General features: G+C 71.5%; 17 protein-coding genes. 8 read left to right on the top strand and 9 right to left on the bottom strand.

The window, feature by feature from the left end; all coding sequences use genetic code 11:
* The first annotated feature begins 27 nt into the window (after positions 1-27).
* Positions 28-1248: an arginine deiminase gene (locus tag CUT39_RS06925; RefSeq protein ID WP_100445227.1), complete on the top strand. Its 1221-nt coding sequence runs from the start codon at positions 28-30 to the stop codon at positions 1246-1248.
* A gap of 423 nt (positions 1249-1671) precedes the next feature.
* Here the strand turns inward: CUT39_RS06925 and CUT39_RS06930 are convergent, their stop codons facing one another.
* Complete coding sequence (locus tag CUT39_RS06930; protein ID WP_100445228.1) at positions 1672-2148, bottom strand: GNAT family N-acetyltransferase; 477 nt, start codon at positions 2146-2148, stop codon at positions 1672-1674.
* A 35-nt stretch (positions 2149-2183) separates the two neighbouring features.
* Positions 2184-3404 carry a phosphoribosylamine--glycine ligase gene (purD, locus tag CUT39_RS06935; RefSeq protein WP_100445229.1) on the bottom strand — a complete coding sequence of 407 codons (1221 nt, stop codon included), beginning with the start codon at positions 3402-3404 and terminating at the stop codon, positions 2184-2186.
* A gap of 88 nt (positions 3405-3492) precedes the next feature.
* Between purD and purB the strand changes: the two genes are divergently transcribed.
* From purB to purL, 4 genes are all read left to right on the top strand, one after another.
* A complete protein-coding gene (gene purB, locus CUT39_RS06940; protein WP_232805642.1) occupies positions 3493-4911 on the top strand; it encodes an adenylosuccinate lyase in 1419 nt (472 codons plus the stop codon).
* 106 nt (positions 4912-5017) lie between these two features.
* The gene (gene purS / locus CUT39_RS06945; RefSeq protein WP_100445231.1) at positions 5018-5272 is read left to right on the top strand and encodes a phosphoribosylformylglycinamidine synthase subunit PurS; all 255 of its coding nucleotides are present in this window, start codon (positions 5018-5020) and stop codon (positions 5270-5272) included.
* Entirely contained in the window at positions 5269-5991 is a 723-nt protein-coding gene (gene purQ, locus CUT39_RS06950; RefSeq protein WP_100445232.1) for a phosphoribosylformylglycinamidine synthase subunit PurQ, read from the top strand. Before purS ends, purQ begins: the two co-directional genes overlap by 4 nt.
* Positions 5988-8267 carry a phosphoribosylformylglycinamidine synthase subunit PurL gene (gene purL, locus CUT39_RS06955; protein WP_100445233.1) on the top strand — a complete coding sequence of 760 codons (2280 nt, stop codon included), beginning with the start codon at positions 5988-5990 and terminating at the stop codon, positions 8265-8267. The genes purQ and purL overlap by 4 nt, the downstream gene beginning before the upstream one ends.
* A gap of 58 nt (positions 8268-8325) precedes the next feature.
* Here purL and CUT39_RS06960 read toward each other — a convergent pair whose 3' ends face one another.
* The gene (locus CUT39_RS06960) at positions 8326-8661 is read right to left on the bottom strand and encodes a sterol carrier family protein (RefSeq protein WP_100445234.1); all 336 of its coding nucleotides are present in this window, start codon (positions 8659-8661) and stop codon (positions 8326-8328) included.
* A gap of 172 nt (positions 8662-8833) precedes the next feature.
* Here CUT39_RS06960 and CUT39_RS06965 point away from each other — a divergent pair, with 172 nt between their 5' ends.
* From CUT39_RS06965 to purM, 3 genes are all read left to right on the top strand, one after another.
* On the top strand, positions 8834-10729 hold the full coding sequence (locus tag CUT39_RS06965; protein ID WP_100445235.1) for a carboxypeptidase-like regulatory domain-containing protein: 1896 nt from the start codon (positions 8834-8836) through the stop codon (positions 10727-10729).
* Between the two features lie 117 nt (positions 10730-10846).
* Positions 10847-12352, top strand: a complete 1506-nt coding sequence (purF, locus tag CUT39_RS06970; protein ID WP_100445236.1) for an amidophosphoribosyltransferase — start codon at positions 10847-10849, stop codon at positions 12350-12352.
* Entirely contained in the window at positions 12286-13431 is a 1146-nt protein-coding gene (purM, locus tag CUT39_RS06975) for a phosphoribosylformylglycinamidine cyclo-ligase (protein WP_100445365.1), read from the top strand. The genes purF and purM overlap by 67 nt, the downstream gene beginning before the upstream one ends.
* Here the strand turns inward: purM and CUT39_RS06980 are convergent.
* The 6 genes from CUT39_RS06980 to CUT39_RS07005 all read right to left on the bottom strand — a co-directional run bounded on the left by CUT39_RS06980 (position 13397) and on the right by CUT39_RS07005 (position 19492).
* Positions 13397-14383, bottom strand: a complete 987-nt coding sequence (locus tag CUT39_RS06980; protein WP_157930524.1) for a phosphatase PAP2 family protein — start codon at positions 14381-14383, stop codon at positions 13397-13399. The genes purM and CUT39_RS06980 overlap by 35 nt on opposite strands.
* 437 nt (positions 14384-14820) lie before the next feature.
* Positions 14821-15558 carry an SDR family NAD(P)-dependent oxidoreductase gene (locus CUT39_RS06985; protein WP_100445238.1) on the bottom strand — a complete coding sequence of 246 codons (738 nt, stop codon included), beginning with the start codon at positions 15556-15558 and terminating at the stop codon, positions 14821-14823.
* On the bottom strand, positions 15551-16765 hold the full coding sequence (locus CUT39_RS06990; RefSeq protein WP_100445366.1) for an enolase C-terminal domain-like protein: 1215 nt from the start codon (positions 16763-16765) through the stop codon (positions 15551-15553). Before CUT39_RS06990 ends, CUT39_RS06985 begins: the two co-directional genes overlap by 8 nt.
* Positions 16766-16830: 65 nt before the next feature.
* Complete coding sequence (locus CUT39_RS06995; RefSeq protein ID WP_100445239.1) at positions 16831-17661, bottom strand: fumarylacetoacetate hydrolase family protein; 831 nt, start codon at positions 17659-17661, stop codon at positions 16831-16833.
* Positions 17658-18509, bottom strand: coding sequence for an amidohydrolase family protein (locus CUT39_RS07000; protein ID WP_100445240.1), 852 nt, complete (start codon positions 18507-18509; stop codon positions 17658-17660). Before CUT39_RS07000 ends, CUT39_RS06995 begins: the two co-directional genes overlap by 4 nt.
* A complete protein-coding gene (locus CUT39_RS07005; RefSeq protein WP_100445241.1) occupies positions 18506-19492 on the bottom strand; it encodes an aldo/keto reductase in 987 nt (328 codons plus the stop codon). Before CUT39_RS07005 ends, CUT39_RS07000 begins: the two co-directional genes overlap by 4 nt.
* Positions 19493-19527: the final 35 nt, after the last annotated feature.

The raw sequence follows: 19527 nt of genomic DNA on the forward strand, positions 1-19527 counted from the left end.
GGTGGCAGTGCCTCTATTGTCTGGATCATGAGTTCGACTGAACGATCGTTCGGGATCAATTCCGAAGTCGGCCGGTTGCGGAGCGTCATCCTGCACCGGCCCGGCGGAGAGCTGCGCCGCCTGACGCCCCGCAACAACGGCGCCCTCCTGTTCGACGGCGTCCCCTGGGTCGAGCGCGCCCAGGCCGAGCACGACCGGTTCGCCCGGACCCTGCTCGACCACGGCGTGGAGGTCCTCTACGTCGGCGCCCTGCTCACCGAGTGCCTCTACCTCCCCGAGGCGCGGGAGGAGGCGATCGCCTCGGCCGCCGCCGACCCCCGCCTGGGCCAGACCCTCGGACGCGAACTGCGGGCCTACCTCTCCGATCTCGGCCCCGAGCGGCTGGCCGCGGTCCTCGTCGAGGGTCTGACCAAAGAGGAGTTCGGCTCGGGAGGGAGCCTGCGCGGCAAGCTGATGCGCGGCACCGACTTCGTCATCGAGCCGCTCCCCAACATGATGTTCACCCGCGACTCGTCGGTGTGGATCGGCGACGCGGTGGCCGTCACCAGCCTCGCCATGCCCGCGCGCCGCCGCGAGACGTCCCTGACCAGCGTCATCTACCGGCACCACCATCGCTTCGCCGACGTGCCCAAGATCTACGACCCGTCGCTGGAGCACCTCGAGGGCGGCGACGTCCTCGCGCTGGCGCCCGGGGTCCTCGCCGTCGGCGTCGGCGAGCGCACCACCCCGGCCGGCGTCGAGCGCCTGGCCCGGCGGGTGTTCGAGCGGGGCACCGTCCGCACCGTCCTGGCCGTCCCCATCGCCCAGCGGCGCGCGACCATGCACCTCGACACCGTCTGCACCATGGTCGACGTCGACCGCATGGTGATGTACGCGCCGGCCGAGAACCGGCTCGACGCCTACACGATCACCCCCGGCGACGGCGAGGACCCGGCCATCGACGGGCCGAGGAGCTTCCTCGACGCCGCCGCCGAGGCGATCGGGGTCGAGCGGATCGAGATCATCCACACCGGCGCCCGCGACGTGGTCACCGCCGAGCGCGAGCAGTGGGACGACGGCAACAACACCCTCGCCCTCGCCCCGGCGGTCGCGGTCGCCTACGAGCGCAACACGGTCACCAACGGCCGTCTCGAACGGGCGGGGATCAAGACCATGACCATTCCCGGTTCCGAGCTCGGCAGCGGACGCGGCGGCCCCAGGTGCATGTCGTGCCCGATCGCCAGGGACCCGCTTCCCATTGAGTCGTGAAACACAGCCGTTCCTGAGCCAAGCATTACGACGGAATAGCACGGCCCTACGAAAATCTGATGTGACCGAAGGGCACCATCAAGGACTGTTGAGACGGGAGCGGCGCGCGTGTCGCTGGTCGTCCGAGCCGCGAACCTGTGCGACCGTCGAATGAAGCGCCACGCGCAGCCGACAAAAGCAAATGGACCGGTGGGCCGCCCACCTATGAGCAAAACAGAACGGCGGCCCACCTCCCAATACCAACGGAAGGAAACCTCCCTTGGTCTGTTTCAGCGTACGCCAAAACCGCCCCGCCACCGGAGAGCGAAACTCCCGGCCGCATCAGGACCCGGCCCGTACGGCTCGCCGGGCTGGAGGCCCGACCGCCGCACCCGAGCCGGGCCGTACTCCGGCCCCCGGCCGCGCGGTCGGCGAGCGGGATCGTCATCCGTCGTCGGACGCGGACGGCTCGGCGATCAGCAATCCGGCCGTCGCGGCGAAGCCCTGCCGGGTGTAGAACGGGACCGACTCGCTGCCCGCCTGGACCGTTACCCGGAAGAGCCCGAGGTCCCGCGCCAGCTCGAGCACGGCCGCGACGAGGCGGCCCCCGACGCCGCGGCCGCGCTCGTCGGGCAGCACGTACACCGACTGGAGGTCGCCGCAGGCCCGATCGAAGTCCCGCGGGGTCGGCGGGCGCGAGGCGACCGCCAGCCACGCCATGCCCACGACCTGGCCGTCGCGCGCCGCGACCAGGCACCGGTGCGATTCGGTGTGCCGGGCCGCCCACTCGGCGAAGGCCTCCACGTACCGCTCGCGGTCGATGCGGGGGACCGGCGGGTGCTCGTGCTCCCAGGACCACCGCAGGCCCGCCGCGTCCCGGAGCTCGGCCGGGAGGGCGGGTCGAATGTCGATTGCGCTCATTCCTCATTGTGGCGCGAACGCGCCGCGAGCGCGGTTCAGAGACCGGCGGCGATGTCCCGGCGGTGGTAGCCGCCTTCGAGTTTCACGCCGTCGGCCAGCTCGTATGCCTCGACGCGGGCCTGCGCCACCGAGTCGCCGGTGCCGACGCAGTTGACGACGCGTCCGCCGGTGGCGATGAGCTGCCCCGAGGCGTCGAGGGCGGTCCCGGCGTGGAGCACGCCCGCCTCGTCGGCGCCGTAGACCGGCCGGCCCTTGACGACCTCGCCGGGGTATCCCTCGTTGGCGATCACCACGTTCACCGCCGCGCCCTCGCGCCACCACAGCGGCCCGAAGTCCTCGAGCTTCCCGGTCGCTGCGGCGTAGAGCAGCTCGCCCAGCGGGCTCTCCAGCAGCGCGAGGATCGGCTGGACCTCCGGGTCGCCGAAGCGGGCGTTGAGCTCGACGACCTTGAGGCCCTTCGAGGTGAGCGCCAGGCCGCAGTAGAGGGTGCCGACGAACGGCGTCCCGCGGGCGGCCAGCTCGGCGAGCGTCGGCTCGGCGACGCGCCCCATGATGTCGGCCACCAGGTCGTCCGGGGCCCACGGCAGCGGCGTGTAGGCGCCCATGCCTCCGGTGTTCGGCCCCAGCCCGTCCTCGCCGATGCGCTTGTAGTCCTGCGCCGGGAGCATCGCGCGAGCGCTCTTGCCGTCGGCGATCACGAACAGCGAGACCTCGGGGCCGTCGAGGTACTCCTCGATCACGACCCGCTCGCAGTCGAGCGCGTGCGTCAGGGCCTCCTCGCGGTCCTCGGTGACGACGACGCCCTTGCCGGCGGCCAGCCCGTCGTCCTTGACCACGTGCGGTGCACCGAACTCGTCGAGTGCGGCCTCGATCGCCTCCCGCGTCCCGCACGAGCGAGCCCGTGCGGTCGGCACCCCGGCGGCGGCCATGACGTCCTTGGCGAACGACTTCGAACCCTCGATGCGGGCGGCCTCGCGGCCCGGTCCGTATACGGGAATCCCCTTGGCGCGCACCGCGTCCGCCACTCCGGCGACCAGCGGGGCCTCGGGTCCGACCACCACCAGGTCCGCGGCGGAGGTCACCGCGAGCGACGCGACCGCGGCCGGGTCGCTCTGGTTGATCCGGACGCACTCGCCGAGCCGGGCCATGCCCGGGTTCCCGGGGGCGCAGATGAGCGTTTCCACGGATTCGTCGGCGGCCAGCGCCGCCGCCACGGCGTGCTCGCGGCCGCCGGAGCCGATCAGGAGTACTCGCACGGGGCCAGTTTACGGGGCCGGTGCGGGCCGGCCTACAGGCGCGCCGACGCTGCGCGGGCGAGCGCGTGCCCGATGTCATGATGGGCCGGTGATTCCGAATGTGCTCGCCGAGCGGTACGCGTCCCAGCGGATGCGCGAGATCTGGGACCCGGTCGGCAAGATCAAGGCCGAACGCCGGCTGTGGCTCGCCGTGCTCCGGGCGCAGCACGACCTGGGCGTGACCGTGCCCGACGGCGTCATCGCCGACTACGAGCGGGTCCTCGACACCGTCGACCTCGAGTCGATCGCCGCGCGCGAGCGCGTCACCCGGCACGACGTCAAGGCCCGCATCGAGGAGTTCTCGGAGCTGGCCGGCCATCAGCACATCCACAAGGGCATGACCAGCCGCGACCTGACCGAGAACGTCGAGCAGATGCAGGTCAGGCAGTCGCTCGAGCTGGTCCGCGACCGGCTGGTGGCGGCGCTGGTGCGGCTGGGCGCGCGCGCCGAGCAGCACCGCGGGTTGGTGATGGCCGGACGCAGCCACAACGTCCCGGCCCAGGCCACGACGCTCGGGAAGCGGTTCTCCTCGTGGGCCGAGGAGCTGCTGGCGGCCTACGACCGGATCGAGGACCTGCTGCGCCGCTACCCGCTGCGGGGCATCAAGGGCCCGGTCGGGACCGCGCAGGACCAGCTCGACCTGTTCGGCGGCGACGCCGACCGGCTCGGTGAGCTGGAGCGGCGCGTCGCCTCCCACCTCGGCTTCGAGCGGGTGATGGACTCGGTCGGCCAGGTCTATCCGCGTTCGCTCGACTACGAGGTCGCCACCGCGCTGGTCCAGGCCGTGGGCGCGCCTTCGAGCGCGGCGGTCACGGTCCGGCTCATGGCCGGAGCCGAGCTCGCCACCGAGGGGTTCGCCGAGGGCCAGGTCGGTTCCTCGGCCATGCCGCACAAGATGAACACCCGCTCCTCCGAGCGGGTGAACGGACTGGCCGCGATCGCCCGCGGCTACGCGGGGATGCTCGGCGAGCTGGCCGGCGACCAGTGGAACGAGGGCGACGTGTCCTGCTCGGTGGTCCGCCGCGTCGCGCTGCCGGACCTGTGCTTCGCCGTCGACGGGCTCTATGAGACGTTTCTCACCATTGTCGATGACTTCGGGGCCTACCCGGCGGTCGTCGGCGCCGAGCTCGACCGGTACCTGCCGTTCCTGGCGTCGACGAAAGTCCTGATGGAGGCCGTGAAGCGCGGCGCGGGCCGCGAAGACGCGCACGAGGCGATCAAGGAGCACGCGGTCGCCGTCGCCCGCGCGATGCGGGAGGAGGGGCGCCGCGAGAACGACCTGTTCGACCGGCTCGCCGCCGACGACCGGCTCCCGCTCGACCGCGACGCGCTCTCGGGTCTCGTAGCCGATCCGGGTGAATTCGCCGGTGCCGCAAGGAGTCAGATCGACCGGGTCGCCGATCGGGTGGCCGAGGCCGCGAAAGCCCACCCAGAGGCGGCCGCCTACCGGCCCGGAGACATCCTATGACTTCCTGTGACTCAGAACCGAGCCGCTGCGCGCGCGACTGGCCCGGGCCAAAGGCGCTGAATATGCTAGGTCCCGTCCCGTCCAAGTGACCGACAGGAGTGCGATCGTGGCCCGAGTAGTGGTCGACGTGATGCTGAAACCCGAAATCCTCGACCCGCAGGGCGAGGCCGTGCTCGGGGCGCTGCCCCGCATCGGTGTGAACGGAGTGTCCTCGGTGAGGATCGGCAGGCGCGTCGAGCTCGATTTCGACGACGACGCGACCGACCTCGAGCGCCAGACGCGGATCATCGCCGACAAGCTCCTGGCCAACCCCGTTATCGAGGACTTCCACATCTCGGTGGCCGCGGAGGACGCCGCATGAGCGGCGTCGTGCCCGAGGAGCGCCGGGACCGCGGGACCGGCGCCCGCGTCGGCGTGGTCACCTTCCCCGGCTCGCTCGACGACCGGGACGCGGCCCGCGCCGTGCGCCTGTCCGGCGCCGAACCGGTCTCGCTGTGGCACGACGAGGCCGCACTGCGCAGCGTGGACGCGGTGATCCTGCCCGGCGGCTTCTCCTACGGCGACTACCTGCGCTGCGGCGCGATCGCCCGCTTCAGCGAGGTGATGGGCCTGATCGCCGACGCCGCGAAGTCCGGCCTGCCGGTCCTGGGCGTCTGCAACGGATTCCAGGTGCTGTGCGAGTCCCACCTCCTGCCCGGCGCGCTGGTGCGCAACGCCCACCTGCGGTACCGCAACCGGCCCGCGCGGATGCGCGTCGAGACCGCGAAGACCGCCTGGACCCGCGCCTACGGCGAGGGCGCCGAGGTGGTGTTCCCGGCCAAGCACGGCGAGGGCCGCTATGTGGCCGATGAGGCCACGCTCGACGAACTCGAGTCCGCCGGCCGGGTCGTGTTCCGCTACCTCGACAACCCCAACGGCGCGATGCGCGACATCGCCGGGGTCTGCAACGAGGCGGGCAACGTCGTCGGACTCATGCCCCACCCCGAGCACGCCGTAGAGGCGCTGACCGGCCCGTCCACCGACGGGCTCGGCGTCGTCGCCTCGGTCCTGGCCCACCTGAACGAGGGAGCCGTCAGATGACCAGCCGGTTCAACGTCGTCGTCGACAGCGTCGGCGTCGCCTCGGCGACGCCGGACGAGAAGCAGCCGTACGCCGAACTGGGGCTCAAGGAAGACGAGTACGAACGCATCCGCGACGTGCTCGGCCGCCGGCCCACCCAGTCGGAGCTGGCGATGTACTCCATCATGTGGTCCGAGCACTGCTCGTACAAGTCCAGCAAGGTCCACCTGCGCCAGTTCGCGCGGAAGAACCCGAAGACCGACCGCCTGCTGGCCGGGATCGGCGAGAACGCCGGCGTGGTCGCCGTCGACGACGAGATCGCGGTGACCTTCAAGGTCGAGTCCCACAACCACCCGTCCTACGTCGAACCCAAGCAGGGGGCGGCGACCGGCGTCGGCGGCATCATCCGCGACATCCTCGCCATGGGCGCCCGCCCGGTCGCGGTGATGGACTCGCTGCGCTTCGGCGACGCCGACCACCCCGACACCGCCCGCGTCCTGCCCGGCGTGGTCGACGGCGTCGGCCACTACGGCAACTGCGTCGGTCTGCCCAACATCGGCGGCGAGACCGTCTTCGACCCCAGCTACCAGGGCAACCCGCTCGTCAACGCGCTCAGCGTCGGCATCATGCCGCGGCGCCGCCTCCAGTCGATGCAGGCCAGCGGCGTCGGCAACGCGGTGATCCTGCTGGGCGCCAAGACCGGCCGCGACGGCATCGGCGGCGTCTCGGTCCTCGCCAGCGCCACCTTCGACGAGGACGGCGACGCCGACTCGCGACCCTCGGTGCAGGTCGGCGACCCGTTCACCGAGAAACTCCTCATCGAATCCTGCCTGGAACTGTTCGACGCCGGACTCGTGGTCGGCATCCAGGACCTCGGCGGCGCCGGGCTCACCTGCGCCCTGTCGGAGACGGCCGCGGCCGGCGACGGCGGCATGCACGTCGACCTCGAACGGGTTCCGCTGCGCGCGGCCGGCATGGAGCCGCACGACATCCTCGCGTCCGAGTCCCAGGAGCGGATGCTCCTCATCGTCGACCCGGCCCACGCCGAGACCGTCCTGAAACGCGCCCACCGCTGGGGCCTGCTGGCCACCGAGATCGGCACCGTCACCGACAGCGGCCGGCTCGTGGTCGACTACCACGGCCAGACCGTCGTCGACGTGCCGCCGGCGAGCCTGGCCGACGAGGGCCCGGTCTACGAGCGGCCCATCGCCGAACCGAACGACCGGGCGCTCGTCGCCGTCGACCGGGCCGAGACGCTGTCGCGCCCGTCCGGCGACGACGAGTTGCGGCAGACCGTCCTCGACATGGCCGCCTCCCCGAACCTGTGCGACCGCACCTGGGTCACCGAGCAGTACGACTCCTCGGTGTTCGGAAACACCGTCCTGGCCGCCCCGCACGACGCCGGGGTGCTGCGCCTGGACGAGCGGACCGGCGTCGGCATCGCGATCTCCCTGGACGGCAACGGCCGCTACGCCCGCCTCGACCCGTACTCGGGGGCGCAGTCGGCGCTCGCCGAGGCCTACCGCAACGTCGCGACCACCGGTGCGACCCCGATCGCGGTCACCGACTGCCTGAACTTCGGCTCGCCGGAGGACCCGCACGTGATGTGGCAGTTCGAGCGCGCCGTGACCGGCATCGCCGACGGCTGCGAGCGCCTGGGCATCCCCGTGACCGGCGGCAACGTCTCCTTCTACAACCAGACCGGGCGCGAGGCCGTCCACCCGACGCCCGTGATCGGCGTGCTCGGCGTCATCGACGACGTGCGGGGCCGGATCCCGGTCGGGCTGGGGGAGGCCGGCGACACCATCGCGCTGCTCGGCACGACCGCCGAGGAGCTCTCGGGCTCGGAGTGGGCCTGGGCCGCCCACCGCCACCTCGGCGGGGTCCCCCCGAAGGTCGACCTCGACCACGAGATGAAGCTGGCCGAACTGCTCGCGCGCCTGGCCTCGACCGAGCAGATCGCGGCCGCGCACGACCTGTCCGAAGGCGGGCTGTCGCAGGCGCTGGTGGAGGCGATCATGCGCTCGGAGCTCGGCGCCCAGGTCCTGCTGCCCGAGGGCGTCGACCCGTTCACCTACCTGTTCAGCGAATCGACCGGGCGGGTGCTCATCGTGATCCCGCGCGGCCAGGAGGTGGCCGTGCGCGGGGCGTGCGAGCAGCGGGGAGTGCCGATCACGCCGTTGGGCGTGACCGACTCGAGCACCGACGGGCTGCACCTGCGCGACCACTTCGACATCACCCGCGACGACCTCGCGGCGGCCTGGAAGGGCCGCATCGGCGCGGGCCTGGGCGAATAGCGTCGACGAGGCGGTCCCGCTCCGGCCGGTGCGGGACCGTTCACCGAGAATTCATGCTTCAGATGAGCGGCAACTGCTCCGACAGGTCGGCGCGCTGCCCGGAGGCCGTGGCCCGGCCCGATGCGACCGCTTCGTCGAAGCGGATCCGCCCGGCGGCCAGTTCGAGGAAGACCAGCGGCGGGCATTCGACGACGTTCGGCGGGGTCCCGCGGCGATGCCTGGGGCCGGCGACGCACTGCACCGCCCCGTACGGTGGCACCCGCACTTCCACCGAATGCCCGGGTGCGCGCTCTGCCAGTCGCCCCAGCAGTTCGCGCACCGCGCCCTTGAGCGTCTCGCGATCCGGTGCCCTGTCGTCGTCCAACGCGGCGATGGCGTCGGCCACAGCATCCATGGAGATTCCTTCATGCAAGGTTAGAATTCGCGGGGTGGCGCCGAGCCGTTCGGCGCGCGCCGCTGTGCCCATACCCGCGTCCCGTAACCGAATTGAGACCAGGCATAGTGGCGTCGACGACCCGCGACAGTGGGTGAACAGTGCCCTTGGGCATGCCCAGGAGGGGATGTAGATGACTGCCGCAGAGGCCGATCGGAGCTGGGCCAAGAGTAGCCTCTCCCCGTCTCGGCCGAGGCCACGGGGTCGCCTGCGCACACGCCTGGTCGGACTCGCCGCGCTCTTCGGCGTCCTGCTCGGCGCCTTCGCTCTTCCGCAGGCCGCTCACGCCGCCGACTTCGAGCATTGGATCTCCACCGGTCACGACCAGTGGGTCGACGTCGGCGGTGCCCCCGCGTACGTCACCCACGAAGTCAAGGCGACCTTCGACGGCGACAAGGGTCCGCAGGACGTCGTCATCACCGCCGAACTCTCGGGCCTCGACGAACTCGCGAGCATCGACGTTCAGGAGGGCGCCTGCACCCGAACCAACGTCGCCCAGGCCACCTGCTCGGGCATGACGCCGAACGAGCAGCGCCAGATCCAGTTCGTGATCGCCCCGGTCGGCGAGTCGGACTTGCCCGAAGGAGAGACGAAGACCGGGGAACTCAAGATCAACGCCGGTGGCCGGGGCAACGGCGAGCAGAAGACCAGCGTCACCGTCGCCGGCCACGCCCAGGCCGGGCCGAGCTCGGTCACCGAGGTCGCCGGCCAGGTCACCTCGAACGCCGAACCGATCGACGGCGCCAAGGTCGTGCTCACCGACGGCGAAGGCACCGACCACGAGACCAGCACCGACGGCTCCGGTCAGTTCCGCTTCGAGGGCAGCGACGACGGCACCTTCATCGCGCCCGGCACGTTGAAACTCACCGTTTCCAAAGAGGGTTTCGAAGACCGCGAGACGGAGTTCGACGTCGCCGAGGGGACCGGCTTCAGCCAGAACATGACCATCGACCCGGTGGAAGAAGAAGCCGAGGAGACCACCGAAGCGGCTACCAGTGAGGCGGCCAGCGAGGAGCCCACGCCGTCGGTGGCCGCCGCCGAGGGCGGCGGCATGTCCGGGACGCTGCTCTTCCTCCTGATCGTCGGCGGCCTGCTGGTCGTCGGCGGCATCGTCGGCATCATCTTCCTGCTGCGCGGCGGCAAGGACGACGATGAAGTGGGCGCCGAGGACCGCTTCCCCGAAGGGCCCCCCGACCACCAGCCGACCGCCGCCCAGGTCGGCAGCCCCGGTGTCTACCAGTCGGGGCCGGCTCCGGGGGCCGAGGCCCCCACCATGGTTCACAACGGACCGCTCGTCCAGGACGGCCAGGCCGGCGCTCCGGGGGCTCCCGGCGCCCCCGGCTCGGCGTTCGGCCCCGCCTACGGCTCCGGCGACGACTCCACGCAGGTGATGCCGCAGGCCGGCGGGCCCGGCGGCCCGCCCCCGGAGGACGACACCCGGATCCTCTCCACCGTCCAGGGACCCGGCGGGCCCGGTCGACCGGGAGCCCCCGGCGGCCCCCCGAACGTCCCCGGCGCCCCCCAGGGCCCCGGCGGCGACTCCACGCAGGTGATGCCGCAGGCCGGCGGGCCCGGCGGCCCGCCCCCGGCGCGGCCCCCGCAGAGCTCGTTCGGCGATCCGGCCGCCACTCAGCCGCATCCGTCGCCGACGCCGCCGCCGACCGGTTCGTCGATGTTCGAGCCGCCTCGGCCGAGCCCGTCGCCGCAGCCGCCAGCCGGACACGACCCGTACGCGCCGCCGCCGCAGCCGAGCCCGTCGCCGCAGCCGAGCCCGCAGCAGTCGCCGTACCCGCCGCAGGGCGGGCGTGACCCGTATGCGCCGCCGCCTGCGACGGACGAGCCGTACGCGCCCGGGCAGGCCCAGGGCATGCCGCAGGGCGGCTACGGATCGCAGCCGCCGGCCTCCCCGTACGGGGCCGACCGGCCGCAGCGCCCCGAGGACGAGGACCCGCCGACCCCCTCGCGCTACCGCCGCGACGACGAGCGCCGAGGCTGGGGCGAGTGGGACGACCGGCCCCGCTCCTGGTGACCGAACCCTCGCCTCGCCGCGCGTGATCGCCTGATCGGGATGGTGGAGTTCGCCGCCGCTTCGGATAGACTGTGACAAGGCGCCTCCCGCCCGCCACACACCAACCGAGGAGTTGCAGTGACCCGAGGTGACGGTCAACTCACCACGGAACTCGATCCCGACCAGCCCGGCCCCCGCGACGCCTGCGGCGTCGTGGGCGTGTGGGCACCGGGGGAAGAGGTCTCCAAGCTCACCTACTTCGGGCTGTACGCGCTGCAGCACCGCGGCCAGGAAGCGGCCGGGATCGCCGTCTCCGACGGCTCCCGCACCGTGGTTTACAAGGACCTCGGCCTGGTGGCCCAGGTCTTCGACGAGTCCACGCTCGCCCCGCTCCAGGGCCACATGGCCATCGGCCACGCCCGGTACTCCACCACCGGGGCCTCCACCTGGGATAACGCCCAGCCGACCATCAGGTCGACCACCACGGGCACCGCTATCGCCTTGGCCCACAACGGGAATCTCGTCAACACCGCCGACCTGCTCGAGGAGGTCGACCGGCTCGGCGTCGAGATGGGCGAGAACACCTCCGACACGCACCTGATCACCGCGCTGCTGACCGCCCGCCCCGACGAGTCGGTCACCGCCGCCGCCGAGCGCGTCCTGCCGCAACTGCGCGGCGCTTTCTGCCTGGTGTTCACCGACGAGAACACGCTGTACGCCGCCCGCGATCCGCAGGGCGTCCACCCGCTGGTCCTGGGCCGGCTGGCCTCGGGGTGGGCCGTCGCCAGCGAGACGGCCGCGCTCGACACCATCGGCGCGCAGTTCGTGCGCGAGGTCGAGCCCGGCGAGATGGTCGCGATCGACGAATACGGGCTGCGTTCGACCCGGTTCGCCAACCCCGAGCCGAAGAACTGCCTGTTCGAGTACGTCTACCTGGCCCGCCCCGACTCGAACCTCGCCGGGCGCAACGTATACGCCACCCGCGTCGAGGTCGGGCGCGTCCTCGCCGACGAGCATCCGGTCGAGGCCGACCTGGTGATCGGGGTGCCCGAGTCCGGCATCCCCGCCGCGATCGGCTACGCCGAGGCGTCCGGCACCCCGTACGGGCAGGGCTTCACCAAGAACTCCTATGTGGGGCGCACCTTCATCCAGCCGTCGCAGTCGCTGCGCCAGCTCGGCATCCGCCTCAAGCTCAATCCCCTGGTCGACCAGATCCGCGGCAAGCGCCTGGTCATCGTCGACGACACCATCGTGCGCGGCAACACCCAGCGGGCGCTGGTGCGGATGCTGCGCGAGGCCGGGGCGGTCGAGGTCCACATCCGGATCTCGGCGCCGCCGGTCAAGTGGCCGTGCTTCTACGGCATCGACTTCGCCACCCGCGCCGAGCTGATCGCCGGCAGTCTCGACGTAGACGGCATCCGCGCCCAGATCGGCGCCGACAGCCTCGGCTACGTCTCCCAGCAGGGCCTCGTGCGGGCCACCGAGCAGCCGGCCTCCCGGTTGTGCATGGCCTGCTTCGACGGCCGGTACCCGATCGAACTCCCCGCCGCCGACCTCATCGGCAAGCACCTCCTGGAATCGCAGTCTCCAACACCGCAACCCACCGAAGCGAGCACGCAAGTGCGGGAAGGGACCACAGCGTGAGCAGCGGCACCTCCACCAGACGGGGCAGCATCTCCTACGCCTCCGCGGGCGTCGACATCGCCGCGGGCGACCAGGCCGTCGAGGCCCTCGAACCATCGATCCGCAAGACCGCCAGGCCCGAGGTCGTCGGCGGCATCGGCGGCTTCGCGGGGCTGTTCGCCCTCGACGTCGACAAGTACACCAAGCCCCTGCTGGCCTCCTCGACCGACGGCGTGGGCACCAAGCTCGTCATCGCCCAGCGGCTGGACATCCACGACACGGTCGGCATCGACCTGGTCGCGATGGTCGTCGACGACCTCGTGGTGTGCGGCGCCGAGCCGCTGTTCCTGCTCGACTACATCGCCACCGGCCAGGTGGTGCCCGAGCGGATCGCCGACATCGGCGCCGGCATCGCCGACGGCTGCCGCTACGCCGGCTGCTCCCTGATCGGCGGCGAGATCGCCGAGCACCCCGGGGTGATGAAGGCCGACGACTACGACATCTCCGCCACCGGCGTCGGCGTGGTGGAGGCCGACGCGCTGCTGGGTCCCGAGCGGGTCAAGCCCGGCGACGTCGCGATCGCCATGCGCGCTTCGGGCCTGCACTCCAACGGCTTCTCGCTGGTGCGGGAGGCCCTGTTCGGCGACGGCGGGATGGAGCTGACGACCGAGGTGCCCGAGTTCGGCAGGCAGCGCACCCTGGGCGAGGAGCTGCTGACGCCGACGCACATCTACGCCAAGGAGTGCCTGGAGCTGGCCAAGGAGTGCGACGTGCACGCCTTCGCCCACATCACCGGCGGCGGCATCGCGGGCAACCTGGTCCGATCGATCCCGGACGGCTTGACCGTCCAGGTCGACCGCTCGACCTGGACCCCGAACCCGGTGTTCGACGTGGTCCAGCGCATCGGCGGCATCAGCGACCAGGAGATGGAGCGCACCTTCAACATGGGCGTGGGCATGATCGCCGTGGTGGCCCCCGACCAGGTCGACCGTTCGCTGGCGGTGCTGACCGCCCGCCACCTCGAGTCGTGGGTGATCGGCGAGGTCGCCGAGGGCGACGACGCGGTCAAGCTGACCGGGAACTACCGGAAGCCTGCCTAGGCACGGCAGCGGCCTCCCGCCGCCTCGCCGACCGGGTGGTCAGCAGCAGCCACGCCAGTCCCAGGACCGGCAGGACCGCCGCCGAGATCAGCGCCGGTACCAGTGGCAGGGTGGGCGTGATCATCACGCCCACGATCAGGATGGTGAGGATCAGGATCGTGCTGCGCCGCGCCGGGTCGAACACCCGCAGCGGCCCGAGCGGCAGGTCGTGCCAGTCGACGCGTTTGGCCGCGCGGAGGATGACGATCCCCAGCATGAAACCGGCCGGCTCGTCCAGCAGCCAGTGCTGGCCGGTGTAGACCTGTCCGACCGCGACCAGCACCGGCGGTGCGATCAGCAGCGTCAAGCGCAGCCACCTGGGAAGCAGCCCGCCGATGAGCATGACGATGAGGCCGAACAGCAGGATCGAGTTGACCGCGTGGCCCGACGGGTAGGCGGTCGCGTCGGTGATGGCGCCGCCGCCCTCCGGGTGGTAGGTGAACAGCATCGGCCCCTCCGGCGAGACCTTCCCCAGGGCGAACGGATGCTGGGAGAGCGGGCGGCCCAGCAGGTGCTTCATGCCCAGGATGACCGCCAGGGTGATGAACGACAGCACGTACATCAGCATCGGGCGGATGGACCTCGACCGCAGTGCGCACCAGACGGCGAAGGCGAGTGTGAGCGGCGCGACGTACTTCGCCTGGCCCAGCAGCACGACCGTGCGTCCGGCATCCCAAAGCCACTGTACTTTGTGCTCTATCACCCACAGACGCAGTTCGTAGTCGAGCTCGACCAGCGGCGAGGGGAAGGTGAGCAGCGCCGACATGACCAGGAACGCGGCGAGCAGCCACAGGTCGGGCCGCAGGCTCCGGGGCCGCTCGGCGTACGGTTCCCAGTCGAACCAATCGACGGGGATGTAGCGGCGCATCGGCCGGAGGAGCTGCTCGACGACGGCGTCGTCGGCAACGGTCACACCCCGGTCCTTGATGCCCGCGCTTCGGCGCCCGGTCCCGGCCCGGTTCGTTTCGGATGGCATATCTGGATATTCGCTTGTGAACCTTAAATCCGGCGGCTCCACTTCCGAAATGGGCTTGAGTTGTTATCAGGTCGGTATAAATGCTGCAGTTTGCGACGCACGGGTATTGCGCCCATTCGGCATCGATCGGCACAGCGGGCTCAGGAGCCGCAGACATGCGCCTCAATGGTCACCCTGATCGCTTTCCCTTTCGGCCAAAGGAGAGAGTGACGGGCGCAACAGAAACATCGATCCCGATGTCCATCCCGCAACGATGAATCGGTGACCGGGTCCACACCGCACCGTGGGCACTGCATGCGACGGCGCCGCCGAGGGGTTCGGCGTCCACTTCGAGGTGTGGAGCCACGGGTCGGGAGATCGCCGCGCGGGTGCCGTCAGCGGACGAGGCGGAGGCCGGACATGCCTCCGTCGACGGCGACGCTGGTGCCGGTCAGCGACTTGTTGACCGGGGAGGCGAGGTAGACGATCGCCTCGGCGACCTCCTCGGGGCCCACCAGGCGGCCGGTCGGTTGGCGCGCTTCCAGTTTCCGGCGTTCGTCCTCGGGGTCCTCGGCCTGGTCGAGCAGGCGGCCGATCCACGGGGTGTCGGCCGTGCCGGGGGCCACCGAGTTCACCCGGATGCCTTCGGCCACATGGTCGGCGGCCATCGCCTGGGTCAGGGAGTGCACCGCGCCCTTCGACGCCGAGTACAGGGCCCGCTTCACCAGGCCGGCGGTGGCGGCGATCGAGGAGGTGTTCACGATCGCAGGCGACTCGGAGGCGCGCAGGTGCGGCAGGCACGCCCGCGCCAGTCGGACCATGCCGAGCAGATTGACGTCGAGCACCCGGACCCACTGCTTGTCGGAGTTGTCCTCGACGGTGCCGACCGCCCCGATCCCGGCGTTGTTGACCAGGACGTCGATGCCGCCGAAGTGATCGACGACGGCCTCGACCGCCTGGCGCACCCGGTGGTCGTCGGCCACGTCGCACCGGGCCGACCAGTGCTTCGGGCTCTCGTTCAGATCGAGGACGGCGACGTTCGCGCCGCGGGCGGCGAAGGCGTCGGCGGCGGCCTCGCCGATGCCGGACGACCCGCCGGAGACGGCGACGGTGAGTCCCTTGAAATCAGCCATGGTGTTGTCTCCATTCAGGACCGTTCGGGAAGGCGTGGCGATGCAGGCTCTCCCGCTTCATCTCGGCCGAGAACCCCGGCGCGTCCGGCGCCCGGTAGCGGCCGTTCTCGACGACGGCGGGCGCGACGAAGTGCTCGTGCAGGTGGTCGACGTACTCGATCACCCGGTCTTTCATGGTCGCACTGACCGAGGCGTAGTCGAACATCGACAGGTGGCAGACCAGTTCGCACAGGCCCACCCCGCCGGCGTGCGGGCACACCGGGACGTCGAAGCGCCGGGCCAGCAGCAGGACGGCGAGGTTCTCGTTGACCCCGGCCACCCGGGCGGCGTCGAGCTGGAGGACATCGACGGCCCCGGCCTGCAGCAACTGCTTGAACATGACCCGGTTGTGGACGTGCTCGCCGGTGGCGACCTTGATCGGCGCCACCCGGCGCCGGATCGCCGCGTGGCCGAGCACGTCGTCGGGGCTGGTCGGCTCCTCGATCCACCACGGGTCGAACTCGGCCAGCGCACCGGCCCATTCGACGGCCCGGTCCACGTCCCAGCGCTGGTTGGCGTCCACGGCGATGCGCACGTCGGGCCCGACCGCCTCGCGGGCGGCGGCCAGGCGCCGCCGGTCGTCGGCCAGGTCGGCGCCGACCTTGAGCTTGATCTGGCCGTAGCCGTCGGCGACGGCCTCGCGGGCGAGCCGAACGACCTTCTCGTCGGAGTACCCCAGCCAGCCGGGCGAGGTGGTGTAGGCCGGGTAGCCGTCCCGCTCGAGCTCGGCGATCCGGGCGGCCTTGCCCGGCTCGGCCGCGCGCAGCAGGTCGAGCGCCTCGCCGGGGGTGAGGGCGTCGCTGAGGTAGCGCCAGTCGACGCAGTCGACGATCTGCTCGGGGGTCAGCCCCGAGAGGTACTTCCACACTGGGACTCCCGCGCGCCGGGCGGCGAGGTCCCAGGCGGCGTTGACGAGCGCGGCCGCGGCCAGGTGCATGACCCCCTTCTCGGGGCCGAGCCAGCGGATCTGGGAATCGTGGGTCAGGCGCCGGTGGAACTCGCCGAGGTCGTCGACGTCCCGGCCGATCACGTGATCGGCCAGCGCCTCGATGGCGGCGCAGCAGACGTCGTTGCCGCGGCCGATGGTGAAGGTGAACCCGTGGCCTTCGAAGCCGTCGTCGGCGTGGAGGACCACGTAGGCGGCCGAGTAGTCCGGGTCGGGGTTCATCGCGTCGGAGCCGTCGAGGCTCGCAGAGGTGGGGAAGCGGACGTCGAGCACGTCGACGGCCGTGATCACGCCGGCGCCAGGGGGTTCTCGGTGGCGCCGAGGCCGTCGACGCCGACCTCGACGACGTCCCCGGCCCGGAGGTAGGGGAAGCGGCCGGACAGGGCCACGCCCTCGGGGGTGCCGGTCAGGAGCAGGTCGCCGGGGTCGAAGGCCATGAACTGCGACATGTGGTGGATGATGCGCGCGACCGGGAAGATCATGTCCGACGTGTTGGAGTCCTGCCGGATCCGGCCGTTGACCTTGGACCACATGCGGAGCTTCTGGACGTCTTCGATCTCGTCGGGGGTCACCAGGTGCGGGCCGAGCGGGGAGAAGGTGGGGCAGGCCTTGCCCTTGGAGAACTGGCCGCCGGAGCGGTCGATCTGGAACTCCCGTTCGGACATGTCGTTGGCGACCACGAAGCCGGCGACGCAGTCGAGGGCGTCCGCCTCGGATTCCAGGTAGGAGGCGCGCTTGCCGAAGACGACCCCGAGTTCGACCTCCCAGTCGGTCTTGGTCGAACCGCGCGGGATCCGGACCTGGTCGGCCGGGCCGACGATGGTGTTGGGGTGCTTGTAGAACACCACCGGTTCGGCGGGCGGCCGCGCCCCGGATTCGGCGCAGTGGGCGGCGTAGTTCATGCCGATGCACACGATCGCGCCGGGCCGGGAGATCGGCGGCGCGATCCGCTCGCCGGCGATGTCGACCTCGGCGAATCCGGACACGCTCGAGACGCCGCCGCGGGCGAGGAAGTCGCCGTCGATGTCGCCGTAGTGCCCCGAGACGTCGTAGTGCTTCCCGCCGTGGGCGACGATCGGGGTCTCCAGGCCGGGAGCGCCGATGCGAAGGTATTTCATACAATTCCCAACTTGTAGGTCCTCGCGGCGGTGCCGGAGAAGACGTCGGGGTCCTCGTGGCCGACGATCTCGGTCAGCACTTCCTTGACGCGAGTGTAGGTGGCGGCCAGTTCGCATACGGGCCAATCGGAACCGAACATGAGGCGGTCGGGTCCGAACAGTTCGAGGGCGGTCTGCACGAACGGCCGCAGGTCGTCGGCGGTCCACACCCGCCAGTCGGCCTCGGTGACCAGGCCGGAGAGCTTGGCGGTCACGTTGGGCTGCGCCGCGAGCGAGGCGAGCGCCTCGCGCCAGGACCACAGCCCGTCGGAGCCGTCGCGGATCGGCGGCTTGCCAAGGTGGTCGAGGACGAAGGTCAGTTCGGGCACCGCCTGGGCGGCCTTGGCCGCGGCCGGAATCTGGTCGGCCCTGACCACCAGGTCGAAGGTGGGGACCGCCGCGGCGATGCGCCCCAGGGCGGCGATGACCTCGGGGCGGGCCGGGAAGTCGGCCTCGGGTCGGGCCTGGATCTGGTCGCGCAGGCCCGCGAGGTACCGCGAGCGCGGGTGGGCCTGGTAGCGGGCCAGGACCGACGGCAGGTCGGGGTCGAGCAGGTCGATGTACCCGACGACGCCGGCGATCTCGTCCACGGCGCCGGCCAGGTGCAGGAACTCGACGGTCTCGGAGGGGTGCCCCCAGCCCGCCTCGACCAGCACGGTCCGGTCGACTCCGGCGGCGGAGAGGTTGGCGCGCAGGTCGGCTATGCCGTAGTCGCGCCGGATGGTCGCGAACTCGGGTTTGCTCGCGAGCCACGGGTAGTCGGCGGTCCAGACGTGGTGATGCGCGTCTATGACCAGGCGGGATGTCATGGTAGGGGAGCCTCCTCGGCCAGCAGCCCGGTCCGCTTGAGGTCATGCCACAGCGCTCCGGGGATGGGGTGGGCGAACATCGCGAGGGCGTCTTCGACCTCGGCCGGGGTGCGGGCGCCGATGAGGATCGACGCCACCGCGGGATGGGCGGCGGGGAACTGGAGCGCCGCGGCTCGCAATGGTACGTCGTGCTTCGCGCAGATTCGGGCGACGGCCCGGGCGCGCGCGAGGACGCCGGGGTCGGCGGCGGTGTACTGGTAGGTGGCGCCGGGGCGGGGGTCGGCGAGGATGCCGGAGTTGAAGACTCCGGCGGCGATGACGGAGACGCCCCGATCCCGGCACAGCGGGTAGAGCTCGGCGAGGGCGGACTGGTCGAGCAGGGTGTAGCGCCCGGCGATGAGGGCGACGTCGAAGTCGGCGCGGGCGAGCATGTCGGCGGCGGCGCCGGTGGAGTTCATGCCGATGCCGATCGCGCCGACCGCCCCGTCGCGCTTGAGCTCGGCGAGCCTCCGGTAGGTGCCGGCGACGGCCTCGTCCCGGTGGTCGTCGGGGTCGTGGATCAGGCCGATGTCGATCCGGTCGAGCCCGAGCCGCGCCAGGCTGCCGCGGTGGGCTTCGTCGGCGGCGCCGTAGGAGAAGTCGAAGGCCGAGGCCTTGCCGTTGTCCTCGGCCCACAGGTCCCAGGGGCCTTCGTGGTCGACCAGGACGCGGCCCAGTTTGGTCGAGACCGCGGCCTCGCCGCGCCGCAAATTTGTGAGAGCGCTCCCGAGACGTTCCTCGGAGAGCCCGGCGCCGTAGTGCGGGGCGGTGTCGAAGTGGCGGATGCCGCCGTCCCAGGCGGCCTTGACGGTGGCCTCGGCGACGGCGGGGTCGACGGGGGTGAAGAGCCCGCCGAGCGGCGCGCACCCCAGGCCCACGGCGGTGACCGACACGTCGGTGTCACCGAGGCGGCGCCGCGCTAGGGCGGGGCGTTCATCGGCCACGGAGCAACTCCAATGCGGACATGTGCGACGCTTCG

Source organism: Glycomyces xiaoerkulensis (assembly GCF_002798405.1).
Lineage (GTDB): Bacteria > Actinomycetota > Actinomycetes > Mycobacteriales > Micromonosporaceae > Glycomyces > Glycomyces xiaoerkulensis.